Here is an 18312-nt window from a genome sequence, read left to right as displayed (position 1 = left end):
CGAACGTGCAGGACGCTGTTGCGTCCCGCACTGCCTCCGGCAGACAATACAAAGACTGATTTTTCCCCATATTTGCCTTTGGCAGGAGACCCTGCGCCTGGTTTCTCTTTGCTTTATTTGGCGCAGGGGCGACGTTCGGTATAATGTTTTTGTTTTATATTGCTTTACAGCAGGCTTTGTGCTTGGTATGATGTAAAAAACGTGTTTGAGAGGGGATTTGTGGTTTTAAAGTCTATTGAGCTTTTTGGGTTTAAGTCGTTTGCGGATAGAACTAGGATTGAGCTTGCCGAGGGTGCTACGGCTATTGTTGGGCCCAATGGCTGCGGAAAAAGTAATATTGTAGATGCTCTTAAGTGGGTGTTGGGTGAACAGGCTTATAAGAGTTTGCGTGCTTCTTCCATGGAAGAGGTGATTTTTAATGGTACGGAGTATAGAAAGCCTGTTAATGTGGCAGAGGTTTCTCTTGTATTTTCCAATGATGAGAAGGTGTTGCCTCTTGATGTTGCAGAGATCGAGGTAAAAAGGCGCATGTACCGCTCTGGTGAGAATGAATATTTTATCAATGGTGCGCAGGTAAGGCTTAAGGATGTAAGAGAGCTTTTTTTTGATACAGGCATTGGCAAGTCCTCTTATTCTATTCTAGAACAAGGAAAGATTGACCAGATTCTTTCTACCAAGCCGGAGGACAGACGCTATGTTTTTGAGGAGGCTGCCGGAATTACACGGTATAGGGCAAGGGAAAAGGAGGCGGAACATAAGCTGGCAAAAACGCGGGAGAATATGGAGCATGTGGAGTCCATACTCTCCGAGGTCAAAAAACAATATGATTCTCTAAAAAAACAGGCTGATAAAGCGGAAAAATACAGACAACTGTCAGAGGGACTTTTTAGACTTGAGGTGGCTCAAGCTGTCAATAAGTTGAGAGGGTTAGAAAAACAAAGCGATAGGGCGCAAAAAAAGCTTGATGATGCCAGAAAAAACCGTGATGAGCTTAAGGCTAAGATAGATAAGCTCAATGAGTCCATGGAAGACAGTCTTGATTTTATGAACTCCATGGAAGCTGAGCTTTCTTCCTGTCAGAAATCTTTGTACGGCCTTGAGGTTAAGAGAAACAGTGTGCTGTCACAGATACGACTTCTATCAGAGCAGCTAGGAGAGATAGAGGGCAAGATAGAAACGGATAAGATACGTATAAAAGGACTCTATGATAGAATGGAGCGTATAAAGCGCTCAATAGTAGAAAAACAGGAAGAAAAAGAAAGAGCAGATGAGGAAATAAGTAGGATAGGAAGGAATGTAGATTCTTTTAAACAGTCTATTGCTCTTACTGAGCAGAAGATAGAATCTTATCAGTCTGAGATAAAGGAGAGAGAAGAAGAGATAGAAGATTTAGAAAAGAGGCTAGGGGCGCTTCAGGGAGAGCTTACGGAGATTACGGATGTTATTGTCAGTAAGCTTGACGAGGGACTTAAACAGGTTGGATTCTCCGTACCTGCCCGCAGAAGATTAAAACAGGAGCTCCAAAATAAGCTTGAGCGTTTTTCCATAATACTCAGGGGAAAGAAAGAGCGTTTTGAAGATGCACAAAGAGTAGGTGATTTTTCTGGTATTGGTCCAGAGTTGTGGTCTGAGCTTGATGAGGTTCTGGCAGAGATAAAAGAACTGTACAGGCAGTATGTTGAGACAGAGCCCCTTTTTCTTGAAGACTTTCTTTCTCCAGAGGGCTTTATAACAAAGAAGAGAAATGTAGATGAGGCTCTTAAGGATGTCAGGGGAAAAATACAGGATAATAGGTCCAGGATTTCTTATCTGAGGCTCGAGATAGAAGATTGTCATGAAAAAAATGCAGAAAGAAGAGCCACTCTTGAGGAACTCAATGTGTCTCTTGCAAGGCTAGATGAGGTAAAAAAGGCTGTTGACGAGACCATAGCAGGATTTGAGAGGGATTTTGAAGAGACCAGAAAGACTGCCGCTGCTCTTGAGGAAGAGCAGAAGATGACTCAGAACAGAAAGCTTGCAGTAGAAGAGGGGATTTTTGCCCTAGAAGAGGAAAAACTTCGTATAGATAAAGAAGAAGATGAGCTTAAAAAAAGGATAGAAGCCGTAGAAGAAAGTATAAGAGAAAGAAATAAAGCCATTTCTTCCGGAGAACAGCAGCTCAAAGCTTCTGTAGAGCTACTTTCTTCCTATCAGCAGGAAGTGGAAAAAGCTCAAATAGAACTTACCAGACTTAGGGGAGAGATAGAGGCCATAAAAAGTTTTTTTAAAGAACAACACGGACGTTCTTTAGATGAGTTTAAAAACATAGATATTCCAGATGATCTTTCTTCCAGAATAGCCGCACAAAAACAGGAAATACGCTCTCTTGGAAATGTCAATTTTATGGCTACAGAGGAGTTCAGACAGATAAGCGAGAGATATGAATTCCTTACCTCTCAAATTGCAGATCTTGAGAAGGCAGAACGCGATTTGGAAGGTGTTGTTACTCAGATACGCAAGGAATCCTCGGAGCTGTTTGTAGATGCGTATGAAAAGATAAAGAAAAACTTTCATATTATATTCAGAAGACTTTTTGGTGGTGGAAGGGCAGAAATAAAGCTTGTGGATCCCGACAATCCTCTTTCTTCCGGGATAAGTATTCTTGCACAGCCTCCAGGTAAAAAGCTTGAGCACATAGGTTTATTATCAGGAGGAGAACGATCTATGACAGCGGTTGCTCTTCTTTTTGCCATGTATATGGTAAAGCCTTCTCCTTTTTGCATCCTTGACGAAATAGATGCTGCACTTGACGAGGGAAACGTAGGACGATTTGTCAATATGTTGAGGGAGTTTAGCAGTAAATCGCAGTTTATAGTTATTACACATAATAAAAAGACTGTTTCCGGTACGGACAGCATTGTGGGTATTACCATGGAAGAATCTGGTGTATCCAAGGTGATAAGTATAAGGATAAGCCAGGAGGAAGAGCGTGAGGGAACTCCTGTCTAAAATACTGGGAGAAGAACCCCGCTATTTATGGATAGCAGCAGGTGCTTTGATAGCAATTCCCTTTTGTATTTGGCTTGGTTTTATTATTTTATCAGAAAAATCCACTGCTGTGGAGAATACTGATGAGGCAATTGTGCTGCAGGACAGCAGTCCTTATGCTGATTTTTTTTCTGTCGATACGTTGATAATACCGGATATATGGCAGGAACTTTCTTCCATAAGGCATGTTAAGGTAAGAAATGTGGGAGATGTCTGGTCTCAGAAAGAGGCCTCAAGATGGTGGTCTGCTGTTATCGACATGCATCAAGAAAAGGACTATGCATTGGATAAAGATATAGAAAAACTTTTGGAAAACATAAGATGACAAAGAGGTTGTTATTATTTCTTGTTTGTTTTCTCCTGTTGTTGCAAGAAGCTTTTTCTCAGGAGCTTTTTGTTATACCTTATCTTGATGATATTGATATGAGTTTTGATGTGTCGGATGAGTCTCTTTATATTTCTATTACCGATGTATCCGGCTATGATATAATATCAAACATAGATAAAAACACTACATCTGTAGCTCCCTCTGAAAATACAGCAGTAGATGAGGGAGAAAGTAGTGTTGCATACACTAGTGACACAACAGGAGATATAACAATACAGGAAACATCACCCAACGCATCTTTAGAAGTAAGTCCTTCTGGTGTTGATAAGAATACAAAAAATGCAGACAATACCACACATGCTACAGATGATAAGTCCAGCGACATATCTGGCTCTGTAACACCAACACCAACACCAACACCAACACCAACTCCAACTCCAACTCCAACTCCAACTCCAACTCCAACTCCAACTCCAACTCCAACTCCAACTCCAACTCCAACTCCAACTCCTGTGATGGCTACGACCTCTTTTGAACCAGATGAGGTGGATAATCTGACTCTGCCATTTTCTGAGAGAATACCCATAGTACTAGAAGGTACTGGATGGATTTATGCGGGAACTCAGAATGAGGGAGCGATAGAGTTAGATACTAGGGTGCCAACTTCTTCCACTACCATATTTCAGTTTAAGGCAAAGTCTTTCGGCCAATATATCCTGTTCTTTCAGCAGCAAAATCCCTATGATGCTACAATGAGAACAAAGGAGATAGTGCTTAACCTGACGGATACGGGGAATGCTTCTGCTTCTGACAGAGTGCCGGAGACAACTCCTTCTCCTATGCCTTCTGTTTCTCCTGTGGATACATCTGTGTCCTCTTCTGTTTCTGTTGTTGATAAGCCAGATATTGTTGCCATAGACAGCCTTCTGGAACAGAAGAAGTATAAAGAAGCCGAGAAAACCTTGCTGGAATATTTAAAAACTGTAAAAAACACAGAGCCTGGTTTTGCTGATATAGCTGCAAGATTGTTTTTTATAGGTGTCAATAGTAAAAATCCTGAGCTTATAAAAAAATACTACAGTTATATAACCTATTATGAAAAAAATAGTTATCCTACGGTTTTGGATGCTGCAAAAATAATGCTGGACAATTCCTCTTTTGATGAGGCTTCTTATTTACTTTCGCTTGTGAAGCAAGAGCAATTGGGGAATGAGCTTATGCCTTATTATCTCCTGTACAGAGCTCTTGTGTACAAAGGTCAGGATAAAATAAAACAGGCATACTCCTTGTTGGAAGAGCTAATAGCTGATTATCCTTATTTTGAGCTGCGTTCTTATGCAATAAAAGAAAAGAAGGCCATAGAAAGGCATTATTTCTATGTAAGATAAATAAATCCCATATTGACATTTGTACGTTGCTTGAGTATATATAATAGACTTGGGAGATTTACTTTATGTTTGAGAATATTAGCAGACGATTTCAGGATGTCATAAAAACAGTCAGTGGAAAAGCTACTATAAGCGATAAGAATATAGAAGAAGCTGTAGAGCAGATAAAACTTGCTCTGCTTGATGCGGATGTTAATCTTCGAGTAGTACGTCGCTTTGTCAATCAGACAATAGAAGAGGCAAAGGGAGAGAAAGTCCTGCGCTCCGTATCTCCAGGACAGCAGTTTATAAAAATTGTCAATGATAAACTTATACATTTTTTAGGTGATGAGAAGCAGGACTTGCAGCTCAAGGGTCCCGATACTCTCTCCGTCGTACTCCTTGCAGGTCTACAAGGCTCGGGTAAGACAACAAGTGCTGCAAAACTTGCAAACCTTTTAAAAAAACAGGGAAGAAAACCAATACTCATAGCAGCTGACCTTGTGCGTCCTGCTGCCATAGACCAGTTGGAAACTCTTGCTGCTGCTATAGGTGTTGCTATATATACCGACAGAGAAAATAATAATCCTGTTAAGGTTGTAAAGGCAGGTTTAAAAGAGGCAAAAAAAGGCCTTTATGATGTTGCTATAATTGATACTGCAGGAAGACATCAGGTTGATGATGCTCTTATGGGTGAGATTGAGGCTGTTGCAAAAGAGGCAAAACCTGATGAAGTTCTTTTTGTAGCTGATGCAATGACAGGTCAGAGCGCAGCTGATGTTGCAAAGGCTTTTAAAGAGCGCATAGATATAACAGGCGTCATTCTTACCAAGTTTGACTCTGATACAAGGGGTGGTGCGGCTCTTTCTATCAAGACAATTACAAAGGCTCCCATAAAGTTTATAGGTGTAGGAGAAAAGACAGAAGATTTTGAGCCTTTTTATCCGGACAGAATTGCTAGCAGGATTCTTGGTATGGGAGATGTCGTAAGTCTGGTAGAGAAGGCTCAGGAAGTAACAGACAAAGAAGAAGCAGAAAAACTTGAGAAAAAAATAAGAAAAGCTACATTTACGCTTGAAGACTATCTTGAACAATTTCAAAAAATCAAGAAAATGGGTAATCTGCAGTCTCTGGTGGAGATGATACCTGGGATGCAGGGAGCTGTTGCTCCTCAAGATATCGATATAAAGGCTTTAAAAAAAGAAGAGGCTATAATATTGTCAATGACCCTGGCAGAGCGCAATAATCCTAGGATTATTGGACCTTCCAGGAAAAAAAGAATAGCAAAAGGGAGCGGAACCTCTGTGTATGAGGTCAACCGCCTCTTGAAAAATTTTGAAAAAATGCGTCTTATGATGAAGAAGATGGTCAAGAATAAGAACGCACAACAATCAATGATGTCCCAGTGGATGGGATAGATATTACCAGGAGGATTCCAGTGAGTGTAAGAATCAGACTCAAGAGGTTTGGTACCAAGAAGCGTCCCTACTATCGTATAGTAGTAGCGGATTCTCAGACCCCTCGTGATGGTCGTGTCCTCGATGAGGTAGGGCTGTACCACCCTATCGAAAAGGACGAAGAGAAACAGATTGTCGTAAAAGAAGACAAGGTTAAAAAATGGCTTGAGAATGGTGCTCAGCCTTCTGATACGGTAAAGCGCCTTCTCAATAAGAAGAACATCTTTGTGAAATAGGAGTACAACATGGAAAAGGAACTCGTAGCGTACATTGCAAAATCCCTTGTGGATAATCCTGACAGTGTGGAAGTAACTCTTATTGAGGGAGAAAAGTCCACTATTTTGGAACTCAAAGTGGACCCTAACGATGTTGGTAAAGTAATAGGTAAGCACGGACGCATTGCAAAGGCCGTGAGAACTATTCTTAATGCTGCAGCCACAAAGACCGGAAAGAGGATACTTCTAGAAATCCTTGACTGAGGATATGAATAATTTTCTGGCTATAGGATATGTAAAATCTGCCCACGGGGTAAGAGGAAATATCCGAGTCTGCAGTTTTTCGGGGGAGAGTGAGCATTTTTACGGTTTGACGGAGCTCACTCTCCGTCGTGGTAAAAGGGAATACATCTTTAAGATAGAAAAAGTTTCCGGGATTCATCCTGTAATAATAATAAAATTAGAGGGACTAAATACCAGGGAAGATGCCTTAAGGTATAAGGGTTATGAGGTGCTTGTTCCCAGGGAAAAAGCTGCTCCTTGTAGAGAAAATGAGTATTATATAGCTGATCTTATAGGCTGTAAGATTTATCTGGAGGGAGATACAAACTCCATAATAGGAACTGTATCATCGGTCATTGAGACTTCTAATACAAATCTTATGGAGGTTGTCAGGCTTTCTGGAGATAAGGTTATAATACCTTTTCAGGACCATTTTATAGGTAATATAAATATAGAAAATAAGCTTATTGAACTTAAGGCTCCCTGGATTTTGGAATGATGAAGATAAATATTCTTACTCTTTTTCCTGAGATAGTAAGGCCTTATTTTACCAACTCAATACCTGCAAAGGCCATAGAAAAAGATATTTTTTCCGTGGATATTGTAAACATAAGGGATTTTGCTCTGGATAAACATAGGACTTGTGATGACGAGCCTTATGGAGGTGGAGCAGGAATGGTATTGAAGCCGGAGCCAGTTTCTTTGGCTCTGGAGAAAGTAACAGAAAACCTTAAAACGCCTGTCATCATATATCCTTCTCCTGCAGGAATACCCTTTGATCAGAGTACTGCTTATGAGCTTTCCAAGGAAAAAGAGCTTGTTTTCCTCTGTGGAAGGTACGAAGGATTAGATCAGAGGATTATCGATTATTATGATATAAAAGAGTATAGCATAGGCGATTATGTTCTATCTGCAGGTGAGCTGGCTGCTTTGGTAATAGTGGATGCTGTTATACGTCTTATAGACGGAGTAATTACCAATGAGTCTCTAAGAGAAGAAAGCTTTTCTTCCGGGTTGCTTGAGTACCCGCATTACACAAGACCTGCTGTTTTTAAAGGGGTACCTGTACCAGATGTACTGCTATCCGGACACCACGAAAATATAAGACAGTGGAGATTAAGAAAAAGTATTGAGAGGACACTGGACAGAAGGCCGGATTTGTTACATAATAAGGCATTATCAGAAGAAGAGAAGGCTATTTTAGAAAACATTTTAGAGGAGAGAGGACGCAGAAATGAAAGAGATTCAGGCAATTGAAGCTGCACAGATAAAAGAGGATAGAGAGAATTTTAATGTTGGTGATACAGTACGTGTTCATTTCCGCATAATAGAGGGAGAGACAGAGAGAATCCAGATTTTTGAAGGTATTGTCATAGCCAAGAGAAATGGTGGTGTAAGAAAGACTTTTACTGTGCGTAAGATTTCCTATGGTGTGGGTGTTGAGAGAATTTTTCCTATAAATTCTCCCAGAATTCAGAAGATAGAGGTTGTAAGAAGGGGCCTTGTAAGAAGGGCAAAACTTTACTATCTCAGAAATCGTATTGGTAAAAAAGCAACAAAGGTTAAGGAAAAACTTGAGAGAAAGTCCAAGTAAATGCAAATCAGGTTTACACCTGAACTCAGACTTCTATTTGATAACAAAAGGATACGGCAGGGTAGTGTCGTATCCTTTTCTGTTTTATCCGATAACAAGAATGGAAAATATATAATAAACCTTTTTGGAAAAAAACTTTCCGTAAAAAGCGGTATCAGGCTGTCTGCAGGCGAGTGCTATAAGGCTGTTGTAGAGCAAAAAGAGAATGTTCTTCTTCTCAGGCTTCTTGATACTTTTCCTGCTTCTGATAATAAGGTAGGATACTCTTTATCTTTACTATTAAAACTTATTAACAAATCGGAAATTAATCTTTCTTCTTCTGTTGTTTCTATTCTTTACGAGCTTTTTGATTCTGGACGGATGGATTTGTTTGACCTCAATGCTATTCTAATGTTTATGAAGAAAGGCTTGTCTCAGGATACAGAGAATATAAGGCATATGATTGCAAAGTTAAAAAAATATTTTTCTTCCGCAGGTGCAAGGTCAAAATCTAAGTACGAAATCTCTTTCCCTGCTTTTGATAACTCCAATAATGAGAATATTATTGCTGTATTTAACAGTCTTAGCTTGGGAGATGATATATTTTGGACTGTGCCTATAAGAGTTTCCAATGACAACAATCCTGCAAAGATGGCCTGTGTAAAGAAAAAAGGTCTGGAATACTATATAATAGATATAGACACAGTGGCCGGTCAGTTTTTGTTTGCTATTTTTTTAAAACCTGTAAAAAAAATAGAAGCAAGTCTGCCGAAAATGGTGTTAGAGAGATACGGGCAGGAGCTCTCGGTTTTAAAAGAGCAGCTTCTGAAGAATGGTTATGACTCCTTTTTTTATGAATCGGAAGCTTATACCTTTGTAGATGGGGCTTTTATAAGTATGGATGCCTTTGCATCTGTTGATATAAGGGTATGATATGGCAGAAAAAAATATTGCTGTTGCTATTTCTTATGATAAAACAATGCCTGCTCCTTTTGTCATTGCAAAGGGTAAAGGAATGCTTGCAGAAAAGATAATAGATATAGCAAAGAGAGAGAATGTTGAGCTTGTGTCAGATGATATAGCTGACAAGGCTTATGAGCTTTTTAAGCCTGGTTCTTATATCCCCGAGGAGGTGTATGAGGCAGTAGCCAGCATTTTTGCTTTTGTATATACTATAAATGAAAAAAGTAAAAAGGATATGCTATGAGAGAGATAAAGGTGTCTGAGCTTAAACCCGGTATAAGATTTACACAGCCTGTTTATCTTGATGAAAAAAACCTTTTTCTTCCCAAGGATATCCCTCTAAAAAAGAAGGATATAGAGAAGCTTATAAAGTGGGGTATATCGGAGGTTTTTTCTGACGGAGAAATCCTTGATCCTGAGAATGCAAGTGATATTTTGCTTATGATTTCTTCGTTCCAGACTGATTTTCAGAAGGAAATATATGAGCTTTTAAAAAGCAATATTGCAAAGACTGCAAAGATATTTGATAAGATTGCCAAGATAGAACGTGTAGAGAGAGAAGAAATTGATACTGTTGTAGATTCTTTGGTAAAGGTTATAGATGTATATAAGCGTGATGTTATACACTTTGTACTTTATAGTGGTATACAGTCTTACGACCTTCCTGCCAATGCTGTAAGCATTGCTCTCATTTCTCTTCTTCTGGCAGATACTATGGATTATCCAAGGCATAAAAAGATTGCACTTGCTACAGGAGCTCTTCTGCATGATGTAGGTATGTATAGGGTGCCTGGCACAATATTGAGCAAAGATTCTTCTTTATCAGATGTGGAGTACAAGCAGATGAAGGCTCATACAGTATATTCTTACAGGATTATAAGAAATGAGCTTTCTTATTCTGAGGATGTTGCACTTGTTGCTCTACAGCATCACGAGAGATGGGATGGTAATGGTTATCCTCGTAATTTGGAGTCTGCTTCCATATCTGAGTATGCGCGCATAGTATCAATAGCAGATGCTTTTCAGGCTATGATAAGCGAGAGGCCTTATAGAAGTCCTCTTACAGGTTATTCTGCTATGAGAACAATTCTAGGAGATAACGGAAGGCGCTTTGACCCGGATATTGTAAAAGAGTTTATAAAAACAATGGGTATTTATCCTCTTGGCAGTATTGTACTTCTTAATAATGGTGCTGTGGGTGTTGTTGTAGATACCAGTACCGAGTCCCCGCTGAGACCAGAGCTTAGAATACTGATAGATGAGAATGGCAAGGATTTCCTTTCCAATAATGGTCCTGTTCTTAATCTGCAGAAAAGTAAGTCTGTCTTTATAGTTAAGGTAGTTGAGCCTTCCGAGATACGCTCCAAGCTTCCTGCATGAGTACTAGAGAACTTGGAAACAGCGGAGAAGATGCTGCGGAAGTCTATCTTAGGTCAAAAGGGCTTAAAATTCTTAAAAGAAATTTTATAGGTTCTCGCGGAGAGGTCGATATTATAGCTAAGGATGGAGATTGTTTTGTCTTTGTCGAGGTTAAATCATGGAGTGCTTACGATAAAGATAGTCTCTGTCTATCCATATCGTCCGGGAAAATGAGACGGATATGTTATACTGCTCTTGAGTATCTTTACAGCGAGGGGCTTTCCGAGGAAGATGTGGATTTGCGTTTTGATGTCATTTTTATAAGACACGGCAAAGTGGAGCACCTTGTCGGAGCTTTTGACGGGATATTAGAAGATGGTACGTATAGCAAGGAAAATAGACCCCAAGAGGATTGAACATCTCAAAAAAATGATAGATGATGAGAGATATCTCAATCAGGCTATAGACAGGATAGCTGCAGTTATAACTGTCGAGCTTATAGAACACAGGGGTTTTATAAATGAGCAGGAGAAGGAAATCGCATCAGAAGTACAGAGGTAATACGTCCGAAAAGCGAGATACTAAAAACAATAAAGATAACTTTGCTGTTTTAGATTCAAAAAAAGTGGATGATCGGGACAAAGAGGTCAAAACTAGTAATACAAAAAAAACAATACCCAGTCTTACGTGTTCTGTCTGCGGAGAGTTGATATATGATGTTTATACTACTATAGCGCATAAGGATAGTGGTGAGCCCATACACTTTGAGTGTGCTGTAAATATGATCAAACAGACCGAGACTCTTGGCAAAGATGAAGAGCTTTGTTATCTGGGTAATGGTGCTTTTGGCATAGTAATAATGAAACAGCCTCCAAGCCCTGTGAGGTTTTTTATAAAAAAAAGAATAGAGTTTGAGCCCAAGGATAAAGGGGCTTGGAAAAAAGATATAAGTGTTAATCTTGTTCTGGATACAGAATCCTAACATCTTTATGCCGAACGCATGATAGCGCTTTGCGCCATCATGCTGCCTACGGCAGGAGCCTAACAGTAAATTCTTTGTTTTGTACTTATGCCGCAGGCAGGAGGGATTGCTCATTGCATGTTTGCTTTACTTGGGATGGTGCAATCCCGACGTTCGATATAATTTCTTATTCTTTTCCCAAAAAAATATTTTCCTTGACAACTCTTAGTTTACACTCCTATAGTAGATAAAGATATTATCAACGGGGATTCTTCTCCAAGAAAGGAGCACGCTATGGGAACGACAACGGATATTATCCGAAACATCGCTATTGTAGGGCATGGTGGTACTGGCAAGACTACGCTGATGGAACATATTCTTAAGTCTGCCGGTATTATTGACCGGCCGGAGACTGTTGAGTCCGGCAAGACTGTTAGCGATTTTTTGCCTGAGGAGATTGCCAATGGTTTTTCCATAAAGACCAGTCTTTGCAGTTTTATGTGGCACGGGCATAAGGTTAATATTTTTGATACTCCGGGGTCGGGAGATTTTATTGGTGAGGTTGTTTCCTCTTTTAGAACTGCTGATTGTGCTCTTGTTGTTGTGGGTGCTAAAGCCGGGGTGCAGATTGAGACTATAAAGCTCTGGAGGCGCCTTGATAAAAGAAATATGCCTAGAATGATTTTTATCAATAAGATGGATATAGATAATGCAAGCTATGCAGATACCATGGAGATGCTTGAGGATAGGTTTAAAAAGACATTTATCCCAGTAACTATTCCTATGGGTGAGGCATCAGATTTTAAGGGTGTTATCAATCTTCTTACCATGAGGGCACACGTTATGGAGAATGGTAAGGAAAAAGAGATTGATATACCCGAAGAATACAAGGATATGGCCGAGGAGGCTCATTTTAGAATGATTGAGGCTGCTGCCGAGGGTGATGATGAGCTTACAGAGAAGTATTTTGAAGAGGGGGAACTGAGTCTGGAGGAGGCCAAGCGAGGTCTTATGGAGGGACTTAAGGATAATAAGTTTGTTCCTGTTATGTGTGGCTCTGCAATCAATCACTCCGGTATCAATGACCTTTTTAATGTATTGAGTGAAATTGCTCCTTCTCCTCTTTCTATTGAGGAGCCTATTTTAAAAAATGGTGAGCAAGATAGTCTTGCTATTTCTTCTGAGGGAGATTTTTGTGGTTATGTTTTTAAGACTTTTTATGATCAATTTTCCGGTAAGCTGTCTTATATAAAAATTGTTAGAGGTTCTATTGCTCCTGGTATGGAGATTTTTAATCAACGGGAACATAAAAAAGAAAGAGTTGCCAAGGTTTTTACCGCTCTAGGAAAGAAGCTTACAGAGACAGATAGCTTGGGAGCCGGAGATATAGCTGTGCTTACCAAGATGGAATCTCTTCAGACCAACGATACTGTTTCTCAAAAGGAAATCGATTTTACCTTTGTTCCTCTTGCTCTGCCACAGCCTATTTTTTCTCTTGCGATAGAGGCTGGTTCCAAAAAAGAGCAGGATAAGCTGGGTGAGTTGTTGCACAGAGAGGCTGAGGAGGATAAAACCTTTGTTATGCGCTATAATCCCGAGACTAAGGAAACTGTTATTTCTGGTATGGGTGAGCTGCATATCAATATTATTCTCAATAAAATTAAAGAAAAGTATAAAATAGATGTCCACACAAGGACACCTCAGGTTGCATACAGAGAGACTCTTACCAAGCCTGCTTCTGCGGAGTATACGCACAAAAAACAAACAGGTGGACATGGTCAGTATGCTAGGGTTGTACTTGAAATTGCTCCTTTGCCGCGTGGTGAGAATTTTAATTTTGTCAATGCGATTCACGGTGGTGCCATTTCCAAGGGATATATTCCTGGTGTGGAGAAGGGGGTTAAGGAAGGCATGGAGTCCGGTATACTTGCCGGTTATCCTGTGGTTGACCTTGAGGCGAAGGTTGTTGATGGTAAGGAGCATCCTGTGGATTCTTCCGAGATGGCATTTAAGATTGCCGCAAAAGAGGCTCTCAAGGAGGCTCTTTCCAAGGCTGCTTGTGTTTTGCTTGAACCTGTTATGAAGCTTAAGGTTTTTATAGAAGAACAGTATGTGGGTGATATTCTTTCTGATCTCAGCGGTAGGCGTGGCAGAGTGCTTGGACAGGAGCCTCTTGGTGGAGGTATTGTGGAGATTGATGCCCTTGTTCCTCAGGCAGAGCTGCTGCGCTATGCAATTGATCTAAAGTCCATGACTTCTGGCACGGGTGCTTTTGAGCTTGAATTTGACCATTATGAGCCTGTATCGGGAAGAATTGCAGAAGATATCATAAAGAAGGCCAAGGAGGCAGAGGCTGCTGTTGCAGGATAAGTTGCAAAATGACAGGGGGATGCCTTAGCATCCCCTTTTTGTTTTTTGGGCATAAAAGTCTTGCCAGAAAATGATATGTGGATTTCTTGCCTGTTTTGCTGTGCAGAGAAAGGTGTTTTTGTATTTTTTATTTTTATGTGTTACTTGAAATAGCTTTCTGTTTTTTTTAATATTTTGCATGGATTTGTTTTTACCGTCATCACTTGCTTCTTCCAGACTTTTTTTTGTAGGTATTAAGGGTACCGGAATGACGGCTCTTGCGGAGTTGTGTGTATCTTCCGGTGCCTTTGTGGAGGGCTCCGATGTGGATGAGCCCTTTTATACAGATGAGATACTGTCATCTCTCGGTGTCTGTATACGTGATTTTTCTTCTGAGTGGATTGATTCTTCATGGGACTGTATTGTTTTTTCCGCAGCATACGACAAGTCTTCTCATCCTCAGCTTGTTAGAGCAGCTCAATTAGGGCTACCGCTTGTCTCTTATCCTGAAGCCTTAGGCGCATTTTCTCAGGGTTTTTTTTCTTGTGGTATTTCTGGCGTACACGGTAAAACAAGTACTACGGCTATTTCCGGTACTCTTGCCAATGCCATTGGACTGCCTGCGCTCTCGCTTACAGGCAGCGCAGTGCCTCTATGGGGAGGTCGGGCTACTATAGGACCTTCTTATAATGTTCTTTCTTCTCCGTCAATCCATTTTGACAAAAAGAAGGCAAGTTTTTTTATTGCAGAGACATGTGAGTATAGAAGGCACTTTATGCACTTTTCTCCCTCCTGTGTTCTTCTTACAAGCGTTGAGCCTGATCATCTCGATTATTTTAAGGATTATAAGGACATAGAATCCGCTTTTATAGATTATACTATGAAATTGCCTGAGAACGGTTTTTTCATTTATTGTGCGGATAATGCTGGAGCATGTTCTGTAGCAAAACATATTTCTGGTAGTAGGACAGATATAAATCTCATTTCCTACGGTAAAATTGGGGATGCTTCTTTTAGAATCAGTGGCACAGAACAACTTGCAGGTATGCAGCGTTTTTCTGTCAATGACAGATTTTCTTTTTCTCTAAAGGTACCAGGTGAACATATGATTGAGAATGCTGTTGGTGCCCTTGCGCTTATCAGTGTCCTTGCTGTCAAGGCTGGGTTTTCTGAGTCTTTTGACAGCTTTATAGAAGACTACTACGACAAGCTTTCTGCAGCTTTTCTTGCTTTTTCCGGAACCAGGAGAAGAAGCGAGGTTGTAGGGGAAACTGGGGGAATTCTGTTTATTGATGACTATGGCCATCATCCCACTGCAATACGCTCTACAATTGCAGGTTATCGTTCTTTTTATCCCGGCAGAAGAATTGTCGTTGATTTTATGTCCCATACTTATTCCAGGACAAAGGCACTGCTTGATGACTTTGCTGCATCCTTTACTGACGCAGATATTGTCATACTTCATAAGATATATGCCTCGGCCAGGGAAAAATCCGGAGACATAACAGGAAAAGACCTGTATGAGAGAGTAAAAGAAAGACAGGATGCTGTTTATTACTCGCATGAGGTTATGGATGCCATGGGACTTTGCAGGGAGCTTTTGAAACCAGGGGATGTTTTTATCACTATGGGTGCAGGAAACAACTGGATTTTAGGAAGAGAACTTTACAAGTATTATTCTAACTTGGAGGACAAAAATATATGAGAAGCATGACAGGCTATGCATATAAAGAAGCAGCCAATAACAGGTGGAATGTCTCTGTAGAAATAAAAGGCTATAACAACCGCTTTATGGAGCTTTTTGTAGGACTTCCCTCCTATTTTAGTATGATAGAGCCGGAGGTAAGGAAACTTGTCAGCACTAGAATACAAAGAGGAAAGGTAGAAGTTTATATAAGAGTAAAAGAATTGGAAGAAAAAATAAACGTTAATGTGGATTATGAGCTTCTGGATGCCTATCTTTCTGCCTTTTATCAGATAAAAAAGAAGAGAAAGCTTTCTGGTAAAATAACTCTTGACAATCTTATTACCGTAGGTGGCTTTCTCAAGACAGAAAAAGATCTGTCACCAGATGAGTTTATGGATTTCCTTACGCCTGTTCTCGATAAGGCCATGTATGACTTTATAGAAACCAAGGAAAGGGAGGGAAAAGCCACAAAAGGAGATATACTATCTCAGCTTACTCATGTAGAAGACGGACTTGCAAATATAAAAACAAGAGCAGCAGAGCTGGAAGCCATGTTTAAAGAGCAGCTTACTATAAGAATGCAGGAGCTTTTATCCGGTGCTGTGGACGAACAGAGGATGCTTGCGGAATTGGCCGTGCTCCTTACCAAGTATTCTGTAAACGAAGAAATATCCAGGCTTGAGGCACACATAAAACTTTTTAAAGAACTGGCGGATTCAGACATCCCGGTGGGTAAAAAGCTTGATTTTCTTTGCCAGGAGATGAACAGAGAAATAAACACAATAGGCTCAAAAAGCACAATAGTAGAAATAAGCCAGAAAGTTGTCGACATGAAAGACGCAGTTGAAAACATAAGAGAACAGCTCAGAAACATAGAATAGCGGAGGAAGATATGATAATAGCGATATCAGGGAAAAGCGGCTGTGGTAACTCCACTGTGAGCAGACTAGTAGCAGAAGAACTATCCCTCAAGTGGATAAACTATACATTTAGGAACATTGCAGCAGAAAAAGGCGTAACACTTGAACAAATAATGGAAGAAGCTAACAAAAGCTTTGATTGGGACATTTACCTTGACAACAAGCAAAAAGACTTTCTTGAGGAGGGAAACTGCGTACTGGGCTCAAGACTGGCGATATGGCTTGCTCCAAAAGAAGCCCTAAAAGTATATCTCTATGCTTCCCCCGAGGTACGTGCACAGAGAATCCGCAAAAGAGAAGGTGGAGACTTTAAGGACGTGTTTAACAGAACAAAGCAACGCGATATATCCGATAGCAAAAGATACAAAGAACTGTACGGTATAGACATAGAAAAATACCAAGAAGTAGCGGACATCATAATAGACACCGAGAACATGACACCCAAAATGATAAAAGACATCATTACACAAGAAGCAAAAAAACGCTGGAAAGTCTGAAAACATTTTTATACCGAACGCGCAGCCCGCTGTTGCAGGCTGCGCTGCCTCCGGCAGAAGAAAAGCATAATAATCAGCTTTGACAGCACTCAACATACATAAGCATATTTACAGCAAGACACATTTTTGTTATTCTAACACACAATAGGAGAGGTAATAACATGATAATACCATTGTCAGAGCTTATAGATTATAAAGGCAATGCTTATGAGCTTAGCGTTGCCGCGATAAAAAGAGCTTCTCAGCTAGCATCCCTTAAAGGCAAAGAAGTAGAAGAAGTTGGTTCCAAGATAGTTTCTCTCAGTTTAAAACAAGTATTAACCAAGGAAGTACAGTTCCAGCTTGAAGAAAAATAACAAGCCAATACCGGTCGTGGTCATTCTTGGCCCGACCGGTGTAGGAAAGACATCCCTTCTTATCGATAATCTTTATGATATAGCAGAAATAATAAGTGCGGATGCATACCAAGTCTATAAAGGCTTGGACATAGGTACCGCAAAGCCTTCTTTATCAGAGCAAAAAAAGCTCAAGCATCATCTCATAGACATACTTTTCCCGGATGAGCAATATACGGTAGGCAATTTTGTGCAGCTTGCAGACGACTGTGCCAAAGAAATTGCAGCAAGAGGCAAAATACCTATTGTTGCCGGAGGAACTGCCTATTATTTGCGTCATTTTATATATGGTCTTCCGGAGACACCTACGGCAAGTCCTACAGTAAGAGAGAGGGTAAAGCGTTTTATAGAAGAACATGGAGCACAATTAGCTTGGGAAAAACTTTTTGATATTGATAGACAGGCTGCGGAAAAGATTGGAAAAAATGATGTTTATAGAATATCCAGGGCTCTTGAGGTTATCGAGCAGACAGGAAAAAAGCTTTCTTCTTTTGGAGTGTGCGGAGAGAGACGTTCCCAATATTCTTTTTATGTTTTGGGGCTTATGCGTCCCAGAGAAGAGTTGTATCAGAGGATAAACCTGAGGGTGGATAATATGTTTGTATCCGGGCTGGCAGAAGAGGTAGAAGCCCTTGCCAGAGAAGGTTATACAGCTGATTCCCCCGCTCTTAAGGCTATAGGATACAGGGAGTTTTTTATTAATAAAGGTGCTCCCCTGGATTTTATAAAAGAAGAAATCAAGAAGAATACTCGGCATTTTGCAAAACGACAGCTCACTTTTTTTAAGCGTTTTGGGGATGTAAGATGGTACCATCCAGAGAATATCTCTGTGGTATCTGATATCAAGGATTTCGCAGAGCATGCTTTGACCACATATCTATCATAGTTTTTTTGGCAACCATAATGCCGCAGGCAGGAGTGAGCGCAATTTT

General features: G+C 40.3%; 21 protein-coding genes. All 21 read left to right on the top strand.

Features of this window, described 5'->3' with window-relative positions; genetic code table 11:
• The first annotated feature begins 201 nt into the window (after positions 1-201).
• The 21 genes from WKV44_04890 to miaA all read left to right on the top strand — a co-directional run bounded on the left by WKV44_04890 (position 202) and on the right by miaA (position 18266).
• Positions 202-2988 carry an AAA family ATPase gene (locus WKV44_04890; protein MEM5947873.1) on the top strand — a complete coding sequence of 929 codons (2787 nt, stop codon included), beginning with the start codon at positions 202-204 and terminating at the stop codon, positions 2986-2988.
• The gene (locus WKV44_04885; protein ID MEM5947872.1) at positions 2969-3352 is read left to right on the top strand and encodes a hypothetical protein; all 384 of its coding nucleotides are present in this window, start codon (positions 2969-2971) and stop codon (positions 3350-3352) included. Before WKV44_04890 ends, WKV44_04885 begins: the two co-directional genes overlap by 20 nt.
• A complete protein-coding gene (locus tag WKV44_04880; GenBank protein ID MEM5947871.1) occupies positions 3349-4743 on the top strand; it encodes a hypothetical protein in 1395 nt (464 codons plus the stop codon). The genes WKV44_04885 and WKV44_04880 overlap by 4 nt, the downstream gene beginning before the upstream one ends.
• A gap of 65 nt (positions 4744-4808) precedes the next feature.
• Positions 4809-6140, top strand: coding sequence for a signal recognition particle protein (gene ffh, locus WKV44_04875; protein ID MEM5947870.1), 1332 nt, complete (start codon positions 4809-4811; stop codon positions 6138-6140).
• Positions 6141-6160: 20 nt separating this feature from the next.
• Positions 6161-6415, top strand: coding sequence for a 30S ribosomal protein S16 (gene rpsP, locus WKV44_04870; protein MEM5947869.1), 255 nt, complete (start codon positions 6161-6163; stop codon positions 6413-6415).
• Between the two features lie 9 nt (positions 6416-6424).
• The gene (locus WKV44_04865) at positions 6425-6658 is read left to right on the top strand and encodes a KH domain-containing protein (protein MEM5947868.1); all 234 of its coding nucleotides are present in this window, start codon (positions 6425-6427) and stop codon (positions 6656-6658) included.
• A gap of 4 nt (positions 6659-6662) precedes the next feature.
• The gene (gene rimM, locus WKV44_04860; protein MEM5947867.1) at positions 6663-7175 is read left to right on the top strand and encodes a ribosome maturation factor RimM; all 513 of its coding nucleotides are present in this window, start codon (positions 6663-6665) and stop codon (positions 7173-7175) included.
• A complete protein-coding gene (trmD, locus tag WKV44_04855) occupies positions 7175-7933 on the top strand; it encodes a tRNA (guanosine(37)-N1)-methyltransferase TrmD (protein MEM5947866.1) in 759 nt (252 codons plus the stop codon). Before rimM ends, trmD begins: the two co-directional genes overlap by 1 nt.
• Positions 7911-8270 carry a 50S ribosomal protein L19 gene (gene rplS, locus WKV44_04850; protein MEM5947865.1) on the top strand — a complete coding sequence of 120 codons (360 nt, stop codon included), beginning with the start codon at positions 7911-7913 and terminating at the stop codon, positions 8268-8270. The genes trmD and rplS overlap by 23 nt, the downstream gene beginning before the upstream one ends.
• Positions 8271-9182 carry a hypothetical protein gene (locus WKV44_04845; GenBank protein ID MEM5947864.1) on the top strand — a complete coding sequence of 304 codons (912 nt, stop codon included), beginning with the start codon at positions 8271-8273 and terminating at the stop codon, positions 9180-9182.
• A 1-nt stretch (position 9183) separates the two neighbouring features.
• Positions 9184-9456 carry an EscU/YscU/HrcU family type III secretion system export apparatus switch protein gene (locus WKV44_04840; GenBank protein ID MEM5947863.1) on the top strand — a complete coding sequence of 91 codons (273 nt, stop codon included), beginning with the start codon at positions 9184-9186 and terminating at the stop codon, positions 9454-9456.
• Entirely contained in the window at positions 9453-10592 is a 1140-nt protein-coding gene (locus WKV44_04835; protein ID MEM5947862.1) for an HD-GYP domain-containing protein, read from the top strand. Before WKV44_04840 ends, WKV44_04835 begins: the two co-directional genes overlap by 4 nt.
• Positions 10589-10987 (top strand): YraN family protein, encoded by a 399-nt coding sequence (locus WKV44_04830; GenBank protein ID MEM5947861.1) that lies wholly within the window; start codon positions 10589-10591, stop codon positions 10985-10987. Before WKV44_04835 ends, WKV44_04830 begins: the two co-directional genes overlap by 4 nt.
• Entirely contained in the window at positions 10947-11132 is a 186-nt protein-coding gene (locus WKV44_04825) for a hypothetical protein (protein ID MEM5947860.1), read from the top strand. The genes WKV44_04830 and WKV44_04825 overlap by 41 nt, the downstream gene beginning before the upstream one ends.
• Positions 11092-11553, top strand: a complete 462-nt coding sequence (locus WKV44_04820; protein MEM5947859.1) for a hypothetical protein — start codon at positions 11092-11094, stop codon at positions 11551-11553. The genes WKV44_04825 and WKV44_04820 overlap by 41 nt, the downstream gene beginning before the upstream one ends.
• A 273-nt stretch (positions 11554-11826) precedes the next feature.
• Positions 11827-13902 (top strand): elongation factor G, encoded by a 2076-nt coding sequence (gene fusA, locus WKV44_04815; GenBank protein ID MEM5947858.1) that lies wholly within the window; start codon positions 11827-11829, stop codon positions 13900-13902.
• A 178-nt stretch (positions 13903-14080) separates the two neighbouring features.
• Positions 14081-15586 carry a UDP-N-acetylmuramate--L-alanine ligase gene (gene murC, locus WKV44_04810; protein ID MEM5947857.1) on the top strand — a complete coding sequence of 502 codons (1506 nt, stop codon included), beginning with the start codon at positions 14081-14083 and terminating at the stop codon, positions 15584-15586.
• Entirely contained in the window at positions 15583-16449 is an 867-nt protein-coding gene (locus WKV44_04805) for a YicC/YloC family endoribonuclease (protein ID MEM5947856.1), read from the top strand. Before murC ends, WKV44_04805 begins: the two co-directional genes overlap by 4 nt.
• 11 nt (positions 16450-16460) lie before the next feature.
• On the top strand, positions 16461-16985 hold the full coding sequence (gene cmk / locus WKV44_04800) for a (d)CMP kinase (GenBank protein ID MEM5947855.1): 525 nt from the start codon (positions 16461-16463) through the stop codon (positions 16983-16985).
• 161 nt (positions 16986-17146) lie between these two features.
• Positions 17147-17341: a DNA-directed RNA polymerase subunit omega gene (locus WKV44_04795; GenBank protein MEM5947854.1), complete on the top strand. Its 195-nt coding sequence runs from the start codon at positions 17147-17149 to the stop codon at positions 17339-17341.
• Entirely contained in the window at positions 17328-18266 is a 939-nt protein-coding gene (miaA, locus tag WKV44_04790) for a tRNA (adenosine(37)-N6)-dimethylallyltransferase MiaA (GenBank protein MEM5947853.1), read from the top strand. The genes WKV44_04795 and miaA overlap by 14 nt, the downstream gene beginning before the upstream one ends.
• Positions 18267-18312 lie beyond the last annotated feature (46 nt).

Source organism: Spirochaetia bacterium 38H-sp (genome assembly GCA_039023545.1).
GTDB lineage: Bacteria > Spirochaetota > Spirochaetia > Winmispirales > Winmispiraceae > Rarispira > Rarispira pelagica.
This window is presented reverse-complemented; position numbering and strand designations above follow the sequence as displayed.

Coding starts and splice junctions, on each gene's coding strand:
- WKV44_04880 (MEM5947871.1), top strand. CDS start 3,349: ATGACAAAGAGGTTGTTATTATTTCTTGTTTGTTTTCTCCTGTTGTTG.
- ffh (MEM5947870.1), top strand. CDS start 4,809: ATGTTTGAGAATATTAGCAGACGATTTCAGGATGTCATAAAAACAGTC.
- WKV44_04865 (MEM5947868.1), top strand. CDS start 6,425: ATGGAAAAGGAACTCGTAGCGTACATTGCAAAATCCCTTGTGGATAAT.
- rimM (MEM5947867.1), top strand. CDS start 6,663: ATGAATAATTTTCTGGCTATAGGATATGTAAAATCTGCCCACGGGGTA.
- trmD (MEM5947866.1), top strand. CDS start 7,175: ATGAAGATAAATATTCTTACTCTTTTTCCTGAGATAGTAAGGCCTTAT.
- rplS (MEM5947865.1), top strand. CDS start 7,911: ATGAAAGAGATTCAGGCAATTGAAGCTGCACAGATAAAAGAGGATAGA.
- WKV44_04845 (MEM5947864.1), top strand. CDS start 8,271: ATGCAAATCAGGTTTACACCTGAACTCAGACTTCTATTTGATAACAAA.
- WKV44_04840 (MEM5947863.1), top strand. CDS start 9,184: ATGGCAGAAAAAAATATTGCTGTTGCTATTTCTTATGATAAAACAATG.
- WKV44_04835 (MEM5947862.1), top strand. CDS start 9,453: ATGAGAGAGATAAAGGTGTCTGAGCTTAAACCCGGTATAAGATTTACA.
- WKV44_04830 (MEM5947861.1), top strand. CDS start 10,589: ATGAGTACTAGAGAACTTGGAAACAGCGGAGAAGATGCTGCGGAAGTC.
- WKV44_04825 (MEM5947860.1), top strand. CDS start 10,947: ATGGTACGTATAGCAAGGAAAATAGACCCCAAGAGGATTGAACATCTC.
- WKV44_04820 (MEM5947859.1), top strand. CDS start 11,092: ATGAGCAGGAGAAGGAAATCGCATCAGAAGTACAGAGGTAATACGTCC.
- fusA (MEM5947858.1), top strand. CDS start 11,827: ATGGGAACGACAACGGATATTATCCGAAACATCGCTATTGTAGGGCAT.
- murC (MEM5947857.1), top strand. CDS start 14,081: ATGGATTTGTTTTTACCGTCATCACTTGCTTCTTCCAGACTTTTTTTT.
- WKV44_04805 (MEM5947856.1), top strand. CDS start 15,583: ATGAGAAGCATGACAGGCTATGCATATAAAGAAGCAGCCAATAACAGG.
- cmk (MEM5947855.1), top strand. CDS start 16,461: ATGATAATAGCGATATCAGGGAAAAGCGGCTGTGGTAACTCCACTGTG.
- WKV44_04795 (MEM5947854.1), top strand. CDS start 17,147: ATGATAATACCATTGTCAGAGCTTATAGATTATAAAGGCAATGCTTAT.